22 protein-coding genes are annotated in these 18,946 nt (G+C 73.4%); 13 read left to right on the top strand and 9 right to left on the bottom strand.

Going from position 1 to position 18,946, the window contains the following annotated elements; all coding sequences use genetic code 11:
• The first annotated feature begins 14 nt into the window (after positions 1 to 14).
• Together M1L56_RS13320 and M1L56_RS13315 are read left to right on the top strand one after the other, a co-directional pair.
• Positions 15 to 323 (top strand): 4a-hydroxytetrahydrobiopterin dehydratase, encoded by a 309-nt coding sequence (locus M1L56_RS13320; protein ID WP_067946712.1) that lies wholly within the window; start codon positions 15 to 17, stop codon positions 321 to 323.
• Between the two features lie 145 nt (positions 324 to 468).
• Positions 469 to 798 carry an Lsr2 family protein gene (locus M1L56_RS13315; protein ID WP_248599597.1) on the top strand — a complete coding sequence of 110 codons (330 nt, stop codon included), beginning with the start codon at positions 469 to 471 and terminating at the stop codon, positions 796 to 798.
• 31 nt (positions 799 to 829) lie between these two features.
• Here M1L56_RS13315 and M1L56_RS13310 read toward each other — a convergent pair whose 3' ends face one another.
• The 3 genes from M1L56_RS13310 to M1L56_RS13300 all read right to left on the bottom strand — a co-directional run bounded on the left by M1L56_RS13310 (position 830) and on the right by M1L56_RS13300 (position 2,722).
• A complete protein-coding gene (locus M1L56_RS13310) occupies positions 830 to 1,315 on the bottom strand; it encodes a GNAT family N-acetyltransferase (protein WP_248599596.1) in 486 nt (161 codons plus the stop codon).
• A complete protein-coding gene (locus M1L56_RS13305) occupies positions 1,294 to 1,890 on the bottom strand; it encodes a TetR/AcrR family transcriptional regulator (RefSeq protein ID WP_067946717.1) in 597 nt (198 codons plus the stop codon). The genes M1L56_RS13310 and M1L56_RS13305 overlap by 22 nt, the downstream gene beginning before the upstream one ends.
• Before the next feature lie 103 nt (positions 1,891 to 1,993).
• Entirely contained in the window at positions 1,994 to 2,722 is a 729-nt protein-coding gene (locus M1L56_RS13300; protein ID WP_248599595.1) for an MBL fold metallo-hydrolase, read from the bottom strand.
• Positions 2,723 to 2,778: 56 nt separating this feature from the next.
• Here M1L56_RS13300 and M1L56_RS13295 point away from each other — a divergent pair, with 56 nt between their 5' ends.
• The 6 genes from M1L56_RS13295 (at position 2,779) to M1L56_RS13270 (ending at position 9,788) form a co-directional block, all read left to right on the top strand.
• Positions 2,779 to 3,360: a TetR/AcrR family transcriptional regulator gene (locus M1L56_RS13295; RefSeq protein WP_067946721.1), complete on the top strand. Its 582-nt coding sequence runs from the start codon at positions 2,779 to 2,781 to the stop codon at positions 3,358 to 3,360.
• Between the two features lie 108 nt (positions 3,361 to 3,468).
• Positions 3,469 to 5,076, top strand: coding sequence for a carboxyl transferase domain-containing protein (locus M1L56_RS13290; protein WP_248599594.1), 1,608 nt, complete (start codon positions 3,469 to 3,471; stop codon positions 5,074 to 5,076).
• Positions 5,077 to 5,080: 4 nt separating this feature from the next.
• Positions 5,081 to 7,039, top strand: a complete 1,959-nt coding sequence (locus M1L56_RS13285) for a biotin carboxylase N-terminal domain-containing protein (RefSeq protein ID WP_248599593.1) — start codon at positions 5,081 to 5,083, stop codon at positions 7,037 to 7,039.
• A gap of 164 nt (positions 7,040 to 7,203) precedes the next feature.
• A complete protein-coding gene (locus M1L56_RS13280; protein WP_067949308.1) occupies positions 7,204 to 8,370 on the top strand; it encodes an acyl-CoA dehydrogenase family protein in 1,167 nt (388 codons plus the stop codon).
• A gap of 54 nt (positions 8,371 to 8,424) precedes the next feature.
• Entirely contained in the window at positions 8,425 to 8,970 is a 546-nt protein-coding gene (locus tag M1L56_RS13275) for a MaoC family dehydratase (RefSeq protein ID WP_067949285.1), read from the top strand.
• Positions 8,967 to 9,788 (top strand): CoA ester lyase, encoded by an 822-nt coding sequence (locus M1L56_RS13270; protein WP_248599592.1) that lies wholly within the window; start codon positions 8,967 to 8,969, stop codon positions 9,786 to 9,788. The genes M1L56_RS13275 and M1L56_RS13270 overlap by 4 nt, the downstream gene beginning before the upstream one ends.
• Before the next feature lie 61 nt (positions 9,789 to 9,849).
• Here M1L56_RS13270 and M1L56_RS13265 read toward each other — a convergent pair whose 3' ends face one another.
• The 3 genes from M1L56_RS13265 to M1L56_RS13255 are packed head-to-tail and all read right to left on the bottom strand — an operon-like array spanning position 9,850 to position 12,436.
• Positions 9,850 to 10,647 (bottom strand): ABC transporter permease subunit, encoded by a 798-nt coding sequence (locus M1L56_RS13265; protein WP_067949281.1) that lies wholly within the window; start codon positions 10,645 to 10,647, stop codon positions 9,850 to 9,852.
• A complete protein-coding gene (locus M1L56_RS13260) occupies positions 10,644 to 11,636 on the bottom strand; it encodes an ABC transporter ATP-binding protein (protein WP_248599591.1) in 993 nt (330 codons plus the stop codon). The genes M1L56_RS13265 and M1L56_RS13260 overlap by 4 nt, the downstream gene beginning before the upstream one ends.
• Before the next feature lie 41 nt (positions 11,637 to 11,677).
• Positions 11,678 to 12,436 (bottom strand): TetR family transcriptional regulator, encoded by a 759-nt coding sequence (locus M1L56_RS13255; RefSeq protein ID WP_248599590.1) that lies wholly within the window; start codon positions 12,434 to 12,436, stop codon positions 11,678 to 11,680.
• Positions 12,437 to 12,642: 206 nt separating this feature from the next.
• Here M1L56_RS13255 and M1L56_RS13250 point away from each other — a divergent pair, with 206 nt between their 5' ends.
• The 3 genes from M1L56_RS13250 to M1L56_RS13240 are packed head-to-tail and all read left to right on the top strand — an operon-like array spanning position 12,643 to position 15,802.
• A complete protein-coding gene (locus tag M1L56_RS13250) occupies positions 12,643 to 13,737 on the top strand; it encodes an aldo/keto reductase (protein WP_248599589.1) in 1,095 nt (364 codons plus the stop codon).
• A 47-nt stretch (positions 13,738 to 13,784) separates the two neighbouring features.
• Positions 13,785 to 15,170 carry a pitrilysin family protein gene (locus tag M1L56_RS13245; protein WP_248599588.1) on the top strand — a complete coding sequence of 462 codons (1,386 nt, stop codon included), beginning with the start codon at positions 13,785 to 13,787 and terminating at the stop codon, positions 15,168 to 15,170.
• A 26-nt stretch (positions 15,171 to 15,196) separates the two neighbouring features.
• Entirely contained in the window at positions 15,197 to 15,802 is a 606-nt protein-coding gene (locus tag M1L56_RS13240) for a histidine phosphatase family protein (RefSeq protein WP_067949273.1), read from the top strand.
• 4 nt (positions 15,803 to 15,806) lie between these two features.
• Here the strand turns inward: M1L56_RS13240 and M1L56_RS13235 are convergent, their stop codons facing one another.
• Positions 15,807 to 16,289: a GNAT family N-acetyltransferase gene (locus M1L56_RS13235; RefSeq protein WP_248599587.1), complete on the bottom strand. Its 483-nt coding sequence runs from the start codon at positions 16,287 to 16,289 to the stop codon at positions 15,807 to 15,809.
• An 88-nt stretch (positions 16,290 to 16,377) separates the two neighbouring features.
• Here M1L56_RS13235 and dapB point away from each other — a divergent pair, with 88 nt between their 5' ends.
• Positions 16,378 to 17,127 (top strand): 4-hydroxy-tetrahydrodipicolinate reductase, encoded by a 750-nt coding sequence (gene dapB / locus M1L56_RS13230; RefSeq protein WP_248599586.1) that lies wholly within the window; start codon positions 16,378 to 16,380, stop codon positions 17,125 to 17,127.
• Positions 17,124 to 17,567: a tetratricopeptide repeat protein gene (locus M1L56_RS13225; RefSeq protein ID WP_067949269.1), complete on the top strand. Its 444-nt coding sequence runs from the start codon at positions 17,124 to 17,126 to the stop codon at positions 17,565 to 17,567. Before dapB ends, M1L56_RS13225 begins: the two co-directional genes overlap by 4 nt.
• Here the strand turns inward: M1L56_RS13225 and M1L56_RS13220 are convergent.
• Both M1L56_RS13220 and M1L56_RS13215 read right to left on the bottom strand, forming a co-directional pair.
• Positions 17,539 to 18,444: a TIGR01777 family oxidoreductase gene (locus M1L56_RS13220; RefSeq protein WP_248599585.1), complete on the bottom strand. Its 906-nt coding sequence runs from the start codon at positions 18,442 to 18,444 to the stop codon at positions 17,539 to 17,541. The two genes, M1L56_RS13225 and M1L56_RS13220, sit on opposite strands and share 29 nt — an antisense overlap.
• A 2-nt stretch (positions 18,445 to 18,446) precedes the next feature.
• Entirely contained in the window at positions 18,447 to 18,872 is a 426-nt protein-coding gene (locus M1L56_RS13215) for an OsmC family peroxiredoxin (protein WP_248599584.1), read from the bottom strand.
• Positions 18,873 to 18,946 lie beyond the last annotated feature (74 nt).

Here is an 18,946-nt window from a genome sequence, read left to right as displayed (position 1 = left end):
TGCAGGATGAGCGCATGGACGAGCGCACGCCCCGCTCGCGCGAGGACGTCGCGGCGGAGATCTCCGGAACCGGATTCCGCCACGACGGCGAACGGCTGACCGCGGAATTCCGGACGGCGGATTTCGCAAGCGCCGTTCGCCTGCTCGATGCGGTGGCCATTGAAGCGGATGCCGCGAACCACCATCCCGACGTGCGCCTCGGATGGGGCCGCATCGAATTCGATCTCGTGTCGCACGACGTCGAGAGCGTGACGAACCGCGATGTGGAATTGGCGAAGCGGATCGCCGTGATCGCGCACGAGCACGGCGCGACGACCGCCTGAATTCCGCGATCGCGTCGACTGGGAATTCTCCACAACCATCGAACAATTCACGTGCCCGAATTCACAGCGGGAATATGCTCGTCTGCAGACACGCGTTCCCGCTGTCGTATTCGACTGCGATTCCCCGCAGAAAGGGCGTGCACACATGGCGAAGCGAATTGTCGAGACCCTGGTCGACGATCTCGACGGATCCGAGGCCGATCGGACCATTGCATTCAGCATCAACGGCGACGGCTACGCGATCGACCTGTCGTCGGCGAACGCCGAGAAGTTCGAGGCGGCGCTCGCGCCATTCGTCGACGCCGCGCGCCGCACGTCGTCGGGTCGCGCCGGTGGCAGCGCGCGCCGGCGGTCGGGTGGCGGGGCCGCCGGCGACACGAAGGATGCGCGCGAGTGGCTCCGTGCGAACGGCCACCAGGTGTCCGACCGCGGCCGCATCCCCGCGCCGCTGCTCGAGCTCTACCGCAACCGCTGACGCGGGGCGACGCCGCGCCCGCGGCATCCGTTCACCGGAGGACGAACTCGATCTCCTCGATCTCCTCGCCGCGGGCGTTGGCGTAGTCGCGATCGCGCCCGACCTCGACGAACCCGAGCTTGCGCAGCACGGCGACGGAGGCCGCGTTGTCGGCGGCGGCCCGCGCCCGGATCGGGCGCGGCTGCGTGTCGAGGAAGAGGCGCAGGGCGCGCGTCGCGATGCCGCGGCCCCAGTGCTCGCGGTCGATCCAGTAGGTGATCTCGGCCATGCCCGAGTCGGCGTCGATCCAGCGCGCGACGCTGCCCACGATGCGGCCGTCGCAGCGGATGGTGCGCGCGTCGTAGTCCTCGCGCGCCGAGAACCGGGCGACGTGCGCGTCGTAGGCCGCACGGTCGGCCGGATCGCGCGCCGTGAAGGCGGCCATGCGGTTCGCCTCGGGATCGAGTTGGATGCGGAACAGCTCGTCGCGGTCGCCGGCGCGGGTCGCGCGCAGGGTCACGACGTGAGGCTCGACCATGCCATGTCCTCCAGGATGCCGCGGACCACCCTGTCCGCGGGTCGGCGCCCATGGATGCGGGCGCTGTGCGGGGTGGAGTTGATGAGCCCGAAGGCCGCGTGAGCCCGGATCCGCAACTCCGATTCGGCCCGGTCGGGCCTCAGGCGGGCGAGCACGCCCACCCACAGTTCGACGTACTCGCGCTGGAGGCGCCGGACCTCGTGGGCGTCGGCCTCGTCGAGGCTGCCGAGGTCGCGGTCCTGCACGCGGATCACGTCGGCGTTCGCGAGCGCGAAGTCGACGTGGAAGCGGATGAGGTCGCGCAGGGCGCCGGCAGGTTCACCGGCGGCCGCGATGGTGCGTCGACCGCCGTCGAGCAGCCCGCGGCTCGCGTCGGCGAGGATCGCGGCGAGCACGGCGGCCTTGCCGGGGAAATGGCGGTAGACGGCCGGTCCCGAGACGCCGGCGGCCTGGCCGAGCTCTTCGAGCGTGACGCCCGCGTAGCCGCGGTCGGCGAACAGGCGCGCGGCGGCCGAGAGGAGGGCCGCGCGACGGTCGGCCTTGGCGCGGCCGCGGTCGGTGAGCGTGTCGCTCAGGGTGCACCTCCGGGGGAATTCGGTGAATGCACACTAACCGACCGGCGGTCTCGCGGCAACCGTGCCACCCCGCCGGCCTGTAGTGCCCCGGGCGTGCGGCCGATCAGCGAGCGGATGCCCCGGCGGCCTCGCGGACCAGGCGGACCGCCTCGGCCGCCCCGCCGTTCCACGGCGTGCCGTGCCCGGGGAGCACCCACGTGGCATCCGTCTCCGCGAGCGCGTCGAGGGAGTCGAGTGCCGCCTCGGGCTCGTCGGTGAACGGCGCCGGCTGCGGTCCGCGCCGGCCGGTGAGCACGTGCCGCGTCGTCAGGGCGTCGCCCACGAACACGGCGTCGAGGTCGGGGGAGTGCACGGCGATGCTCCCCGGCGAGTGGCCGGGCATGCCGATGATGACGGGCGAGCCCGGGAGGTCGAGTCGGTCGCCGTCGCGCACGGTGCGGACCTCGGCGAGGTACTCGGTCTTCGCGCCGCCCTTGACGAGCGCGTACGCGAAGAAGCGCACGATCGGCCAGGGCCGGATGCCGCGCCCGAAGCTCGTCGCCGGCTTGTCGCCGCCGCGGGCGCGCGCGGCGTCGGCCTCGTGGACGTACGCCGGCACCCCGTGCTCGCGGCGCAGGCGCTCGGCGAAGCCGAGGTGGTCGGAGTCGCCGTGGGTGAGGATCACGGCGCGGATGTCGTCGACCGACCGCCCGGCGGCCTCGAGCTCGGCGAGGAGGTCGGCGTAGTGGCCGGGGAGACCGGCGTCGACGACCGTGACGCCGCGGTCGTCGAGGAGGAGGTAGGCGGCGACGATCTCGTTTCCGATGCGTCGCAGGCCGGTGCGGAGTTCCATGTCGGCTATGATACGTAGCTATGATGGCTAATGTCAATAGCCAGAGGGAGGACGCCATGCCCACGCCGACGCGCATCACGACGGAATCGCTCCACGCGGCAGCTGCGGAGATCCTCGAACGCGACGGCCGGGACGGGCTCACCATGCAGGCCGTCGCGACCGCGCTCGGGGTCCGCGCGCCGTCCCTGTACAAGCACGTCCGCGATCGGGAGCACCTCATGCGGACCGTCGCGGACGGCGTGGCGCGGGAGCTGGGCGACCGGGTCGATGCGGCGGTGGCGGCGACCACCGACGCGCCGTCGGCGGCGCGGGCGATCGCCGCTGCCGCCCGCCGATTCGCGCACGAGCGGCCGAACGGCTACGCGCTCGTGTTCGGGCCGCTCCCGGAGTCCGAGCGCGCGGATCGCGCCGCCCTCGACCGCGCGAGCGCCGCCGTCCTGGAGGTCGCCCGCCGCCTCGCGGGGGAGGAGCACGCGCTCGATGCCGCGCGCACCCTGACGGCGTGGATGCACGGATTCACCGCGATGGAGCTCGCGGGCGCGTTCCGGCTCGGCGGTGACCTCGATCGCGCGTGGGAGTTCGGGCTGGAGCACCTCCTGGCCGGACTCTCCGGCAGCGCCGCCGCCCCTCGACGCTGAGCCGTGTTGCGGATTTCGGTGAATGGTCGCTAACATGAATCCCGGTTAGCGAGCGTTCACCGAAGGCGCTCGGGTCCACGCCACGACGGAGAGGCGGAGCGGAAGCGGATGCACACCCTCACGAGCGCGATCGACGCGGCCTCCGACGCCGCCCGCGCCAACGCCGACGCGCACGCGGTGCTCGTCGACGAACTGCGGGCGAAGCTCGCCCGGGCCGCCCTGGGCGGGCCCGAGGCCTCGCGCGACCGGCACGTCGCGCGCGGCAAGCTGCTGCCTCGCGACCGCGTCGAACGACTGCTCGACGAGGGCAGCGCGTTCCTCGAGCTCGCGCCGCTCGCGGCCGACGACCTCTACGACGACGACACGCCCGCCGCGGGCGTCATCGCCGGCGTGGGGCTCGTGCACGGCCGGCCCGTGATGGTCGTGTGCAACGACGCCACGGTCAAAGGCGGCACGTACTACCCGATGACCGTGAAGAAGCACCTGCGGGCGCAGGAGGTCGCGCTCGAGAACGCGCTCCCGTGCATCTACCTCGTCGACTCCGGCGGCGCCTTCCTCCCGAAGCAGGACGAGGTCTTCCCCGACCGCGACCACTTCGGCCGCATCTTCTACAACCAGGCGAACCTCTCCGCGCGGCGCATCCCGCAGATCGCGGCCGTCATGGGATCGTGCACCGCCGGCGGCGCCTACGTTCCCGCGATGAGCGACGAGACGGTCATCGTCCGCAACCAGGGCACGATCTTCCTCGGCGGCCCGCCGCTCGTGAAGGCCGCCATCGGCGAGGTCGTCACGCCCGAGGAGCTCGGCGGCGGCGACCTGCACTCGCGCCACTCCGGCGTCACCGACCACCTCGCCGAGGACGACGAGCACGCGCTCGAGCTCGTGCGCGACATCGTCGGCACGCTCCCGGCACCGGCCGACCGCGCCTGGGCGGTCCGCGAGCCCCGCGACCCCGCCGTCGACCCGACGACGCTCACCTCGGTCGTGCCGGTCGACGTGCAGCAGCCCTACGACGTGCGCGAGGTGATCGCGCGCCTCGTCGACGGCAGCGAGTTCCACGAGTTCAAGCGCGAGTACGGCGACACGCTCGTGACCGGCTTCGCCTGGATCGACGGGCATCCGGTCGGCATCGTCGCGAACAACGGCGTGCTCTTCTCCGAATCGGCCATGAAGGGCGCGCACTTCATCGAGCTCTGCGACCAGCGCGGCATCCCCCTCGTGTTCCTGCAGAACATCTCGGGCTTCATGGTCGGCCGCGACGCCGAGGCCGGCGGCATCGCCAAGCACGGCGCGAAGATGGTCACGGCCGTCGCCACCACCCGCGTGCCGAAGTTCACCGTCGTCATCGGCGGCTCGTTCGGCGCCGGCAACTACTCGATGTGCGGCCGCGCCTACTCGCCGCGGTTCCTCTGGATGTGGCCGAACGCCCGGATCTCCGTGATGGGCGGCGAGCAGGCAGCATCCGTGCTCTCGACGGTCAAGCGCGACCAGATGGCGGTGCGCGGCGAGGAGTGGTCGGCCGAGGCCGAGGCCGCGTTCAAGGCGCCCGTGCGCGAGCAGTACGAGGCGCAGGGCAGCCCCTACCACTCGACGTCGCGCCTCTGGGACGACGGCGTGATCGCCCCCGGCGACACCCGCACGGTGCTCGCCCTCGCCCTCGAGCTCGCCAGCCGCACGCCGCTGCCCGAGCCCCGCTTCGGCCTGTTCAGGATGTGACCGGATGACGCAGCCGTCCCCCTCCACCGCCCGACCCTTCGACCGGGTGCTCGTCGCCAACCGCGGCGAGATCGCCGTGCGCGTCATCCGCACGCTGAAGCGCCTCGGCATCCGCGCCATCGCCGTCCACTCCGATGCCGACGCGGGCGCCCCGCACGTCGCGCTCGCCGACGAGGCCGTGCGCATCGGCCCGGCTGCGGCATCCGAGAGCTACCTCGACCCGGCGCGCATCGTGCGCGCGGCCCTCGACACCGGCGCGCAGGCGATCCACCCCGGCTACGGCTTCCTCTCCGAGAACGCCGCCTTCGGGCGCGCGTGCGCCGAGGCCGGCATCGTCTTCGTCGGTCCCGGCGCGCTCGCGCTCGAGGTCATGGGCGACAAGATCCGGGCCAAGCGCCACGTCGCCGAGTCCGGCGTGCCCGTGGTGCCGGGCGTCAGCGAGCCGGACGCGACCGACGACGAGCTCCTCGACGCCGCGCCGCTCATCGGGTTCCCGCTGCTCGTCAAGCCGTCCGCGGGCGGCGGCGGCAAGGGCATGCAGGTCGCCCGCGACCAGTCCGAGCTCGAGCACGCCCTGCCCGCGGCCCGCCGCGTCGCGCGCGCCGCGTTCGGCGACGACACCCTGCTGCTCGAGCGCTTCATCGACACCCCGCGCCACATCGAGGTGCAGGTCCTCGCCGACGCGCACGGCAACGTCATCCACCTCGGCGAGCGCGAGTGCTCGCTCCAGCGCCGACACCAGAAGGTGGTGGAGGAGGCGCCGTCGCCCCTGCTCGACGCCGCGACGCGCGAGCGCATCGGGCAGGCGGCATGCGACGCCGCCCGCAGCGTCGAGTACCTCGGCGCCGGCACCGTCGAGTTCCTGGTGTCGGATGCCGCGCCCGACGAGTTCTTCTTCATCGAGATGAACACGCGCCTGCAGGTCGAGCACCCCGTGACCGAGCTCGTCACGGGCGTCGACCTCGTGGAGCAGCAGCTGCGCATCGCGGCGGGGGAGCCGCTCGCGATCGCGCAGTCCGACGTGCGCCTGACCGGCCACGCGGTCGAGGCGCGCGTGTATGCGGAGAGCCCCGAGCGCGGCTTCCTGCCGTCGACGGGCGAGGTGCTCGCATGGCGACCGCCCGCCGGCGAGGGCGTCCGCGTCGACGCGGGCATCCGCGAGGGGCAGCAGGTCACGGCCGACTACGACCCGATGATCGCGAAGGTGATCGCGTACGGCGCCGACCGCGACGAGGCGCTCGACCGGCTCGACGCCGCGCTGGCCGGCACCGTGCTGCTCGGCGTCGAGTCGAACATCGCCTTCCTCCGCCGCCTGCTCGCCCACCCCGACGTGCGCGCCGGACACCTCGACACGAACCTCATCGATCGACTGCCCGACCCCGAGCCGACGGATGCCGCGGCCGATCCGCTCGCCGCGGTCGCCCGCGCCGCGCGCGAGCGCGACGCGCGCCGGAGCGCGGCGACCGGGCACGCCTGGCAGCGTGAACGCGGCTGGCGCGTCGGCGGCGTGGCGCCCGCCGCGGCCGCAGGTCTCGCGGGCGACGAGGCGCTCGAGCGCGCGGTGATCGCGACCGGCGCCGACGGGACCGTCTGGGTGCACGCAGAGGGCCGCGCCGCATCCTTCCCGCGCCCGGATCGTCGCGCGGCGCTCGCGGCCCGCCTCGCCCAGCTCGAGCGCGGCGGCTCCGCCGACCCCGACCTCCGCGCGCCCATGCCCGGGAGCGTCACGACCGTGCTGGTCGCCGACGGCGACCGCGTCGAGGCCGGTCAGGCGGTGCTCGCGATCGAGGCCATGAAGATGGAGCACCGCGTCACCGCCGAGGCGCCCGGCGTGGTCCGCATCCGCGTCGCCGTCGGCGACCAGGTCGCCCGCGACCAGGTCGTGGCGAGCGTCGAACACGACGGCGACGGCGGCGACGCCGCGCCCGTCGAGGCCGGCGCCGCGGCATCCGTCGCCCCCTGAACCCCCGCCCCCACGAGGGGCGGTCCCACCGACCACCGAGACCAAGGAGCAGCACGGTGAACCCCAACCTCAGCGCCGAGGAGCAGGCCCTCGACGACCAGCTCACCGACATCGACACCACGGCGGGCCCGAGCCCCCACCGAGCAGCACCGAGGAGCAGCAGCATGAACCTCAACCTGAGCGCCGAGGAGCAGGACCTCTACGACCGCGTGCGGGACTTCGCCGACACCGTCGTCGCCCCCGCCTCGTTCGAGTACGACACCCAGCGGCGCCTGCCGATCGAGATCATCCACCAGATGGGCGAGATGGGCCTGTTCGCCCTGCCCTTCCCCGAGGAGGTCGGCGGCGGCGGCCGCAGCTACTTCGAGTTCTGCCTCGCCGTGGAGGCGCTCGGCCGCGTCGACCAGTCGATCGGCGTCACCCTCGAGGCCGGCATCGGCCTCGGCGTGATGCCCATCTACCGCTTCGGCACCGACGAGCAGCGCGCGAAGTGGATGCCCGACCTCGTGGCCGGCCGCGCGCTCGCGGGCTTCGGCCTCACCGAGGCGAACGCCGGCTCGGACGCGGGCGCCACCGAGACCACGGCCGTGCTCGACGGCGACGAGTGGGTCATCAACGGCTCGAAGCAGTACATCACCAACTCCGGCACCCCGATCACGAAGATCGTCACGATCATCGCCGTCACGGGCGAGGAGACCCGCCCCGACGGGTCGGTCAAGAAGGAGCTGTCGGCCATCATCGTGCCAAACGGCACCCCCGGCTTCGAGGTGCTGCCGGGCTACGACAAGGTCGGCTGGAACACCTCCGACACGCACCCGCTGAAGTTCACGAACGTGCGCGTGCCGAAGGAGAACCTGGTGGGCGAGCGCGGTCGCGGCTACGCGAACTTCCTCCGCTGCCTCGACGAGGGCCGCATCGCGTTCGCGGCGCTCGCGACGGGCGCGGCGCAGGGCTGCCTCGAGCAGGCGATCATCCGCGCCAAGGAGCGGATCGTGTTCAACACGCCGATCGCGACGCACCAGCACATCCAGTTCATGATCGCCCGTATGCAGGCGCGCGTGCACCAGGCCCGGCTCGCCTGGTACGACGCGGCCCGCAAGATGGACGCCGGCCTGCCGTTCAAGATGGAGGCGTCGCTCGCCAAGCTCATCTCGAGCGAGGCCGCCATGGCCAACGCCCGCGACGCGTCGCACATCTGGGGCGGTGCCGGCTTCCTCAACGAGAACGTGGTCGCCCGCCACTACCGCGACTCCAAGATCCTCGAGGTCGGCGAGGGCACGACCGAGGTGCAGCTCATGATCATCGCGCGCGAACTCGGCCTCGCCGGGTAGCGTTCGAGACGAGCGGATGCCGCGGCGGCGCGTCGCGGCGGAAGGGAGCCGGCGATGGCGGGTGCGACCCCCACGGCGAACGAGACCCCCGGGATCCCCGAGGTGACGAACGAGGTCGTGCAGCGCGGACTGTGGTTCGAGGAGTTCGAACCCGGCACGCGGTACCTGCACCGGCCGGGCCGGACCGTGACCGAGGCCGACAACGTGCTGTTCACGACGCTGACGATGAACACGCAGGCGCTGCACCTCGACGCCGCATGGTCGGCAGGGCAGCCGTTCGGCGAGCGGCTCGTGAACTCGATGTTCACGCTCGCGACGATCGTGGGCGCGTCGGTGACCCAGCTCACGCAGGGGACCATCGTGGCCAACCTCGGGTTCAGCGAGGTCGCGTTCCCCGCGCCGCTGCACCACGGCGACACGCTGTACAGCGAGACGATCGTGGTCGACAAGCGGGAGAGCTCGTCGCGGCCCGGGCAGGGGATCGTCACGCTGCACCACATCGGCCGTAACCAGGACGGCGTGGTGGTGGCGAAGGCGACGCGCAACGTCATGATGTGGTTGCGCGAGGCGGGGGAGCGCCAGGCGGGGGCGGACGCATGAGCCACCCCGCGTTCCCGTTCGGCCCGGCGCTGCTGTTCTGCCCGGCCGACCGGCCCGACCGCTACGCCAAGGCGGCCGAGCGGGCCGACGCGGTGATCCTCGACCTCGAGGACGCGGTCGCCGAACCGGCCAAGTCGGCCGCGCGCGAGTCGCTCGTGGCGAACCCGATCGACCCCGACAAGGTCATCGTGCGCGTCAACCCGGCGTCGACACCGCATCTCGTCGACGACCTCCAGGCGCTCCGCCGCACCCCCTACCGCACGGTGATGCTCGCCAAGGCCGAGGGCACCGCCGACCTCGTCGGCCTGCACGGCTACGACGTGATCGCCCTGTGCGAGACCGCGCGCGGCGTGCTCGCCGCCGCGGAGATCGCGCACGTGCCGATCGTCTCGGCGCTGATGTGGGGTGCGGAGGACCTCGTCGCGTCGCTCGGCGGCGGGTCGAGCCGGCACGCCGACGGCCGGTATCGCGACGTCGCGCAGCACGCCAGGTCCCAGGTGCTGCTCGCGGCGGGCGCGCACGGCGTCGCCGCGATCGACGCGGTCCACCTCGACCTCGCCGACGCCGAAGGCCTCCGGGCCGAGGCGGAGGACGCCGCAGCGCTCGGCTTCCGGGCGACCGCGTGCGTGCACCCCGACCAGGTCGCGGTCGTGCGCGAGGCGTACGCTCCCGACCCGGATCGGCTCGCCTGGGCACGGGCGCTGCTGGCCGAGGCGGCGGTGCGCGAGCGCGACGGCGTGTTCTCGTTCCGGGGGCAGATGGTCGACGCGCCGCTCATGCGCCAGGCCGAGGCCGTCGTGCGGCGGGCGCGGGCGTAACCGACGGATGCCGCGACGCGACGCCCGTGTGCCGGGCGCGCGCCGCGGCATCCGTTCTCGGTCACACCGCCACGTCGCGGCGGCGGAACACGAGCCAGCCGAGAACGAGCAGCACCGCGGACACGGCGAACAGCAGCCAGGTCAGCTCGCTCCAGCCGTTCTCGAGCGGCGCGTCCGCGTACGCCCAGCTGTACGGCGACCAGTCGTGCAGCCACCGGACGTCCTCGCCCTGGTTGCCGAGCGCGTTCATCGCGTAGCCGTACACGGCGATCCCCGCGCCCGCGCCGAGCGACCAGGTGCGGCGGCCGGTCAGGCCGCCGACCGCGATGGCGGCCGCGGCGCTCAGGGCGACGAGGCCGAAGTAGGCCACGGCGGTCGCGACGAGGTCGCCGAACTCGATGCCGAGCTCGGACGGCTCGTTCAGGACCATGACGACGACGACGCTCACGAGCGCGAGCCACGCGAGCTTGACGAGCACGGCGGCCGTCCGCTCGGCGTAGAGCTGTCCGCGGGTCACGCCGTGCGCGAGGGTGAGCTCGAGCTGGCCGTTCTCCTCGTCGTTCGCGATGGCGCCGGTGCCCCAGCCGACCGCGGCGATCGTCGCGAGCACGAAACCGATGAGCCCGTAGAACGTCGCCTGGACGTATCCGGGACCCGAGCCGATCTGGTCGTACCCGAGCGACTGCACGAGCTCCGGCGGCATCATGTCGACGATCTCCTGCAGCTGGCCGTTGCCGCCGAACGACGGGTAGAGCGGCAGGTACAGGAACAGGGCGACGAGCAGGCCCCCGGTCCAGCCGAGGAGCCCGCGCCAGCCGTCGGCGAGCGAACGCCGGAAGAGGGGGAGGACCGTGTTCATCGCCGCGCCCCCTTCCGCGTCGTGCCCTCGGCGTCGTCGTCGGCGGCGGCGTCGGCGTCGGCCGTGAGGTCGGTGCCGTAGTAGGCGAGCACCATCTCCTCGAGGTCGGGCTCCTCCACCGTCAGGTCGACCACGTCGAGCCGGGCGACGGCCTTCACGAAGGCGTCGACGTGCGCGTCGAGCGTGGCCGAGAACGCGACGGTGCCCGGACCGTCGCCCGCCGGGGCCACACCGCTCACGCCGGGCAGCGCGTCGAGCGTCGCACGGGCCGCCGCGGCATCCGCTTCGGCCACGACGAGCCGGACGTGCCGCACCGCGTCCTCGCGGAGCGCGGCGACCGTGGACCGCTCGACGATGCGCCCCTGCTTCAGGATCGCGATCTCGTGCGCGGTCTGCTGCACCTCGCTGAGCACGTGCGACGACAGGAAGACGGTCTGGCCGTTCGCCTTCGCCTCGTGCAGCATCGCGTGGAACTCCTGCTGCACCAGCGGGTCGAGCCCGCTCGTCGGCTCGTCGAGCACCAGCAGCTCCGGCTCGTGCATGAAGGCCTGGATGAGGCCGATCTTCTGCTTGTTGCCCTTCGAGAGGCTGCGGACGGGACGGCCGAGGTCGACGCCGAGCCGGTCGGCGAGCGCGTCGACGGCACCGGGACGCACGGGCCCCGAGATCTCGGCGTAGTGCGCCAGGAGCTCGCGCCCCTTCACCCGCGTCGCCAGGTGCAGCTCACCGGGCAGGTAGCCGATCCGCCGGCGGAGTGCGGCCCCGCCGAGGCGCGGCGCCTCGCCGAGCACCCGCAGCTCGCCGGCGCTCGGGCGCAGGATGTCGAGCAGCAGGCGCATCGTGGTGGTCTTGCCGGCGCCGTTCGGTCCGATCATGCCGAAGACGCTGCCGCGCGGGATGTCGAGGTCGATGCCGTGCAGGGCGGTGTTCGCGCCGTAGCGCTTGACGAGGCCGCGCGTGGTGACGGCCGCGTCGGTGGTGGTGTCCATGGAGGTCCCTTCGAGTCGATGACGAGAGCGGATGCCGCGCCTCAGTGGCGCGCGGCGTCGTCACCGGTCGGCGGGTCCGGGTCCTGGTTCGGGTTGCCGGGGCCCTTGTCGGAACGCACCCGGTCGGCCGGGACGGCCGCCTCGGGGTGGGCCACCGCGTGGCCGTCGCCGACGTCGGCGATCGCCGAGCGGGCGGCATCGAGGATGCGGGTGTCGGCGTAGAGGCCGTGGGTGTAGAGCTCGAGCGTCGGCAGCGTCATTCGCCGTACGGTCGCGGGGTCGTCGAGCGGGGCCCCCAGCACGCGCGCGAGGTGCTCGCGCAGCAGCAGCGGGGCGAGCCCGTGCACGGTCACGAGCACCGCCCGGAGCTCGGGGTCGGAGCTCTCGCGCATGGCGCCGGAGGCGACCCCTTCCTCGAGCATGGCCCGGGTCTCGGCGAGCAGGAGGTCGAAGAGCCGGTCGCCGCCGCCCGTGCCGTCGGCGAGCATCATCCCGACGTAGTCGAGGTAGCCGCGGAAGCGTCCGGGGTCATCGAGCCATTCCCGGATCGTGGAGGCGACCTCGGTGTCGCCGAGGCGGGCCTTCTCGCCGATCAGCTGCGCGACCATCCACTCGTCGCAGGCGCGGCGCAGTCCCTCCTTCGAGCCGAAGTGGTGGATGACGAGGCCGGGGCTCACGCCCGCGTCGCTCGCGATCTCGCGCACGCTCGTGCGCGCGAAGCCGTGGCGTCCGAACCGCGCCACGGCGGCGGATCGGATGCGTGCGACGGTGGTCGCGTCAGCGGCGGGGATTGAACGCACGTTCAGGATGCTAAACGCTTGTTCAATGCACCGCAAGAGGCGCTCGACTCGCGCGCGCTCGCGGCGGTCAACCGAACGGACGATGCGGCTCCGGACCGCCCCGGGCACCGTGTTCACCAACGTTTCGATAACGCTTCACCCGATCCGTCGGGGGTCGCTCCGAGACGCCGCCTACTGTCGAAGGCAATCCTGGGGAGGAGGATCGCGTGGCGCGGAAGCACGCACAGCACGGAGCACGGCGGGCCGGGGGCCGGCCGGGCGCCGCCACGGCGTGCGCCGCCGACGAGCTGGATCGCGTGCCGGCCGAGACCTCGGAGCCCAGCACCGCGGAGCCGCCCACCACCGCGGAGATCCAGACGAACCCCGTCTCCGGTCCCATCACGGTGCCGTATCGCGTCGAGCTCGGCGACTCGGGCGTCGAGGTGCACTCGCTCGGGCTGAGCACCGGGGCGCTCGACCGGGGCGCCGATGCCCATGCCGCCGACCTCCTCGACCGCTTCGCCGGACTGGGCGGAGACCTCATCGCCGTCGCCGACGGGCCCGCGGCCCCGGTCGGGGGCGAACGCGTCGTCGGCGCCTGGCTCGCCTCCCGGGGCACGCGCGACCGCGTGCGCCTCATGACCCGGGTGCGATGCAGCCCCGGACCCGCCCGGCCCACGACCCGCACGATCACCGACGCGGTGGATGCCTCGCTCGGACGTCTCGGCACCGACCGCATCGACCTCCTCGCCTTCCACGACGACGACCCCGAGACGCCCCTCGAGGAGATCCTCGGCGCACTCGACGCCCTCCTCGCCTCCGGCAAGGTGCTCGCGCTCGCCGCCGCGGGCTGCTCGCCGGAGCGCCTCATCCAGGCGCGCGTGCTCGCCGCCGACGGGCTGCCCCGCTTCCAGGCGCTCGCGACCCCGTACCACCTGCTGGCGCGCCGCGGATTCGAGGGCGCGCTCGGCGTCGTCGCCCGGGCGCAGGGGCTCGCGGTCCTGCCGCAGTCGCCCCTCGCGGGCGGCGTCCTCGGTCGGCGGCTGCACCGTCGCGGCGAGCCCCGCGACGCGACCGCGGCACGGCACCAGCACCGGGCAGGGCGCCGCGCGACCCGCGTGCTCCGGGTGCTGGGCGAGGTCGCCGACGCCCACGGCACCGATCCCGCCGCGGTCGCCGTGGCGTGGCTGCTCGCGCGGCCGGCCGTCGCCGCCCCGGTCGTCGCCGTGCGGCGCCCCGACCAGGTGGACGCCCTCATGCGCGCCGCGTCGCTGGTCCTCACCCGGTCGGAGCTCGTCGAGCTCGACCGGGCCTCGGCCTGAGTGCGAGCCGGGCGTCCTCCGTCACGCCGTGGCCTAGGCTGGATGGCGTGAACGGCGCCGTCGACCTCCCCCTCGGTCTGCCCGAGCTCGAGTTCCGCGCCGCCGGCGACACCCTGGTCCGCCGTTCGGTCCTGCCGTCCGGCATCCGCGTCCTCAGCGAGCGCGTGCCCGGCAGCCGGAGCGCGACGATCGGGTTCTGGGTGGCCGTGGGCTCCCGCGACGAGCATCCGTCCGACTCCGGCCACCCCGCCACGTTCGGCTCCACGCACTTCCTCGAGCACCTGCTCTTCAAGGGCACCGCCGCGCGCACCGCGCTCGACATCGCCGTCGCGTTCGACGCGGTCGGCGGCGAGCACAACGCCGTCACGGCCAAGGAGTACACCTGCTACTACGCGAAGGTGCAGGACCGCGACCTGCCCATGGCGGTCGAGGTGCTGGCCGACATGTTCACCTCCTCGCTGCTCGACCCCGACGAGTTCGAGAGCGAGCGCCGCGTCATCCTCGAAGAGCTCGCGATGGCGGGCGACGACCCGTCGGATGTCGCGAGCGAGCGCTTCTTCGAGGCCGTCCTGGGGCGGCATCCGCTCGCCCGACCCATCGGCGGCGACCCGGAGACGATCGGCGCCGCGACGCGTGACGCCGTCTGGGAGCACTACCGCGCGAACTACCGGCCGCAGGACCTCGTCGTCACCGTCGCCGGAGCCGTCGACCACGACCGCGTCGTCGCGGACCTGAGCCGCGCGCTCGCCGCAGCCGGGTGGCGGCTCGACGACGAGGGCGCCCCCGTCGAGCGGCGCGACGGCGGGCCCGCGACGCCCGTCGGCACCACCGCGCTCACGGTCGTCGAGAAGCCCAACGAGCAGGTGAACCTCGTGCTCGGGGTGCCCGGCCTCGTGGCGACCGACGACCGCCGCGCCGTGCTCAGCGTCCTGAACACGGTGTTCGGCGCGGGCATGTCGTCGCGGCTGTTCCAGGAGGTGCGGGAACGGCGCGGCCTGGCCTACTCCGTGTACTCCTTCGCCCCCGGCTACTCCGACGCGGGCGTGTTCGGCATGTACGCCGGCTGCGCGCCGCGCAACGCCGCCACGGTCGCCGCGCTCATGCGCACCGAACTCGAGCGGCTCGCCCACCACGGCGTCACGCCCGACGAGATGGAACGCGCCGTCGGCTACCTCGGCGGCGCCTCGGCGCTCGCGCTCGAGGACAGCGACACGCGGATGTCGCGGCTCGGCCGCGCCGAGCTCGCGCTCGGCGAGTTCGCCGACCTCGACGAGGCGCTCCGTCGCGTCGCGCGGGTCACGGCCGACGACGTGCAGGCCCTCGCGGCCGACCTCGCCGCGCGTCCCGTGTCACTCGTCGCGGTCGGGCCCGTCGACGAGCACGCGTTCCAATCGGTCGTCGACCAGCCCGAACCCCGAACCGACGTCGCCTGAGCGACGCCCGACCCCCAGGAACCCACGTGCCCCACCACCTGTACCTCGTCCGCCACGGCGAACAGCTCGACGCCGAGCACGGCCTCCCCGACGGGCCGCTGTCGCCGCGGGGCCGACGGCAGGCGGAACTGCTCGCCGAACGGCTCGGCGGGATCCCGTTCGACCACGCGTGGCACTCGCCGCTGCAGCGCGCCGCCGAGACCGCGAAGATCATCGCGGGCAAGCTCCCGGCCCTGCACCCGGAGCCCTCGGCCCTGCTGTTCGACTGCGTGCCGTCCGGTCCCGGACCCGACACGCCCTCGGCGTACGCGCCGTTCTTCGGCTCCTACTCGGAGCTCGACTTCGAGGCCGGTCAGGCGCAGATGGCCGACGCGCGGGCGGAGTTCCTGAGCTCCCACCGCGAGGACCGCCACGACCTGCTCATCACCCACAACTTCGTGATCGGCTGGTTCGTGCGCGAAGTGCTCGGCGCACCCGAGTGGCGCTGGGTCACGATCAACCAGGCCAACTGCGGCCTGACGGTGCTCACCCAGCGGGCGCCGGGCCGGCCGTGGAGCCTCGTGGTCCACAACGACCTCGCCCACCTGCCGCCGGAGATGCGGACGGGGCTGCCCGACCTGTACTCGCTCTGACCGGTCACGCGCGAACGCGCTTGCCGTACCAGTTCGTCGCGTTCGGGTTGGCGTTGTAGGGCGGGATGTCGACGTAGCCGCTCGACCGGTAGAGCCCGCCCGCGGCCTCGAGGCTCGCGTTCGTGTCGAGGACGAGCTCACCGGCGCCGAAGCCGACCGCGCGCCGCTCGAGCTCGAGGAGCAGGCGGCGGCCCTCACCGCGGCCCCGACCAGCGGGCGCCAACCAGAGGTGCTTGACCTCGAAGCGCACCGTGCCGTCGTCGGCGTCCGCGACCCGCCGCACACCGCCGCAGCCCACCGCCTCGCCGGACTCGTCCTCGACGATGAGGAAGACCCCGACCGGCGGAGTGAACCGGGCCGGTTCCGGCCACGTCGGGCGGTACGCGCCCTGCTCGGGCGGGAAGCCCTCGGCGCGCTCGGCGAAGTACGCGTCGAGCAGGCGATGCGCGTCGGGGTCGGTCACGTCGGCGTCGCGGAAGCGCAGCATCCGCTCAGCCTACGACCGCGCGGACCCGCGACCGGACCGCCCGCTACGACGGGCGGACCGTGGCGGCGCGATTGCTAGGGTGATCGACGTGACGATCAGGGTGGCGGTGGCCGGAGCGACCGGGAAGATGGGGCGGCTCGCCGTCCGGCTCATCGAGGAGTCCGACGACCTCGAACTGCACGCCGGGCTCGACTCCACGTCGAACCTCGACGAGCTCGACGGCGCCGACGTGGTGCTCGACGTCACCCACCCCGCCGCGAGCCAGGGCATCGTCGAGGCGGCCATCGAGGCGGGTGCCGCGGTCGTGGTCGGCACCTCGGGATGGTCGAACGAGCGCATCGCCGAGGTGGAGCGCCGACTCCGCGACCTCGACGAGGCCCCCGGCGTGGTCTTCGTGCCGAACTTCTCGGTGGGCAGCGTGCTCGGGTCCGCGTTCGCCGCGTTCGCCGCGCAGCACTTCGACTCGATCGAGATCGTCGAGGCGCACCACGGAGGCAAGGTCGATTCGCCCTCCGGCACGGCCGTCCGCACGGCCGAGCTCGTCGCGGCCGCACGCGGCGACGCCGGTCCGGTCGCCGCACCGCACGCCGACCAGCGTGCGCGCGGGCAGCTCGTCTCCGGCGTGCCGGTGCACAGCCTCCGCATGTCGGGCCTGCTCGCCGAGCAGCGCGTGATCCTCGGCGGCGACGGCGAGACGCTCACGATCGCGCACTCCACCATCTCCTCGTCCGCCTATGAGAGCGGCATCCTGCTCGCGCTCCGTCGCGCCGCGACGTCGGAGGGCGTGACGGTCGGGCTCGACGCCCTGCTCGGCCTCGAACTGCCCGGCGCGCGATGAGCGGAGCGAAGCTCGGCGCCGTCGTCATGGCGGTGCTGCTCGGCGTCTACCTCGTGCTCGTCGGATGGCGCGCCGTGCAGTTCGTGCAGACTGGCGAGCCCGTCGCCGTCGTCATGGGCGTCGCCCTCATCGTGCTGCCGGTGCTGGCGGCGTGGGCCATCTGGCGCGAACTCCAGTTCGGCGCTCGCTCGCAGCGGCTCGTGCGGCAGCTCGAGGCGGAGGGTGCGCTCGACCTGGGCATGCCGCTCCGGCCCAGCGGGCGCCCCGAGCGGGCGGCGGCGGATGACGCGTTCCCCGCCTTCCGCAGCGCGGTCGAGGCGGAACCCGACTCGTGGCGTGCCTGGCTCCGGCTCGGCCTGGCCTACGACGCGGCGGGGGATCGGCGCCGAGCGCGCCGGGCCGTGCGGCGGGCTATCGAGCTGGAGCGCGGTCGAGGTTGAGCATCGCGTCGATGGCCGACTCGACCGTCACGTGGCGGAACCGGTAGCCGTCGTCGATGAGGCGCTGCGGGCGGACCTTCTGGCTGGACAGCAGCAGGTCGTCGGCCGCGTTGCCGAGGCCCAGTTCGAGCAGCTTCTCCGGCACGGGCAGGCCGTAGGGCCGGTGCATCCGCTCGGCGAGCGCCGACATGATCCGGTCGGCGGTCGCGGGCGTCGGACCGACGAGGTTCACCGCGCCGGACAGCTGCGAGTCGAGCAGGTGGACGATCGCCCCCACCTCGTCGTCGATCGCGATCCACGGCCAGTACTGGCCGCCCGTGCCGAGCCGGCCCGAAACGCCGAAGGTCGTGAGGGTGCGCACGCGCTGCATCGCCCCGCCGCGTCCCACGACGATGCCCGTGCGCAGGAGCACGGTGCGCGTCTCGTCGGGTGCGAGCTTCGCCGCCGCCTCCCACCGGCCCACGACGTCGGCGAGGAATCCCTCGCCCGGGCTCGAGTGCTCGGTGAGCAGCTCGCCGGGGCGGTCGCCGTACACCCCGACGGCCGAGCCGCTGAGGAAGACCGCCGGTGGGCGCCTGGCCTTGCGCATGGCGTCGGCGAGGGTCCGCGTGGCGGCCACGCGCGACTCGAGGATCTCGTCGCGCCAGCGCCGCGTCCACGGTAACCGGGCGAGCGAGGCACCGGACAGGTTGAGCACCGCGTCGACGCGTTCCATCACGGTGAAGTCGATGATGCCCGATCCGGGTGACCACGTGACCTCGTCGTCGCTCGTGGCGCGTCGCCGGACAAGGCGCACGACCTCGTGGCCCGCATCGGTGAGGCGGGCCGTAACGGCGGAGCCGATGAAGCCGGACGCGCCGGCGACGAGGACGCGCACCGCTACGCGAGCTCCGCTTCGATCGTGATCGCGGTGCCGGCGAGGGCCTTGGAGATCGGGCAGTTGGCCTTGGCCTCGTCGGCGATGCGCTCGAACTCGGCCTCGGTGATGCCGGGCACCCGGGCGCTCACGAGCAGGTGGCTGCCGGTGACGCCCTCACCGGGCTGGAAGGTGACGGCCGCGGTGGTCTGGATGCGCTCGGGAGCGTGCCCGGCCTCGGTCAGCGCCAGGGAGAAGGCCATCGAGAAGCAGGCCGAGTGCGCGGCGGCGAGCAGTTCCTCGGGATTGGTGGTGCCGGCCTCGCCCTCGGAGCGGGCCTTCCAGTTGACGTCGAACTCGGCGAGCTTCGAGGAGTCCAGGCGCGTCGTGCCCGATCCCTCGAAGAGCGTGCCCGTCCAGACCGTGGTCGATTCGCTCGTCAGTGCCAATTGGTCCTCCTCCTCGAGCCGGTGCTCCAGCCTATCGAGCGGATGCCGCGCGCGGCAGTGGCCGCGGGCCGCGC

Source organism: Agromyces sp. C10 (assembly GCF_023217995.1).
Taxonomy (GTDB): domain Bacteria; phylum Actinomycetota; class Actinomycetes; order Actinomycetales; family Microbacteriaceae; genus Agromyces; species Agromyces indicus.
The sequence above is the reverse complement of the archived record's forward strand: the minus strand, read 5'-3'. Positions and strand labels throughout refer to the sequence as shown.

Coding starts and splice junctions, on each gene's coding strand:
- M1L56_RS13320 (WP_067946712.1), top strand. CDS start 15: ATGGACGAGCGCACGCCCCGCTCGCGCGAGGACGTCGCGGCGGAGATC.
- M1L56_RS13315 (WP_248599597.1), top strand. CDS start 469: ATGGCGAAGCGAATTGTCGAGACCCTGGTCGACGATCTCGACGGATCC.
- M1L56_RS13310 (WP_248599596.1), bottom strand. CDS start 1,315: ATGGTCGAGCCTCACGTCGTGACCCTGCGCGCGACCCGCGCCGGCGAC.
- M1L56_RS13300 (WP_248599595.1), bottom strand. CDS start 2,722: ATGGAACTCCGCACCGGCCTGCGACGCATCGGAAACGAGATCGTCGCC.
- M1L56_RS13295 (WP_067946721.1), top strand. CDS start 2,779: ATGCCCACGCCGACGCGCATCACGACGGAATCGCTCCACGCGGCAGCT.
- M1L56_RS13290 (WP_248599594.1), top strand. CDS start 3,469: ATGCACACCCTCACGAGCGCGATCGACGCGGCCTCCGACGCCGCCCGC.
- M1L56_RS13285 (WP_248599593.1), top strand. CDS start 5,081: ATGACGCAGCCGTCCCCCTCCACCGCCCGACCCTTCGACCGGGTGCTC.
- M1L56_RS13280 (WP_067949308.1), top strand. CDS start 7,204: ATGAACCTCAACCTGAGCGCCGAGGAGCAGGACCTCTACGACCGCGTG.
- M1L56_RS13275 (WP_067949285.1), top strand. CDS start 8,425: ATGGCGGGTGCGACCCCCACGGCGAACGAGACCCCCGGGATCCCCGAG.
- M1L56_RS13270 (WP_248599592.1), top strand. CDS start 8,967: ATGAGCCACCCCGCGTTCCCGTTCGGCCCGGCGCTGCTGTTCTGCCCG.
- M1L56_RS13265 (WP_067949281.1), bottom strand. CDS start 10,647: ATGAACACGGTCCTCCCCCTCTTCCGGCGTTCGCTCGCCGACGGCTGG.
- M1L56_RS13260 (WP_248599591.1), bottom strand. CDS start 11,636: ATGGACACCACCACCGACGCGGCCGTCACCACGCGCGGCCTCGTCAAG.
- M1L56_RS13235 (WP_248599587.1), bottom strand. CDS start 16,289: ATGCTGCGCTTCCGCGACGCCGACGTGACCGACCCCGACGCGCATCGC.
- M1L56_RS13225 (WP_067949269.1), top strand. CDS start 17,124: ATGAGCGGAGCGAAGCTCGGCGCCGTCGTCATGGCGGTGCTGCTCGGC.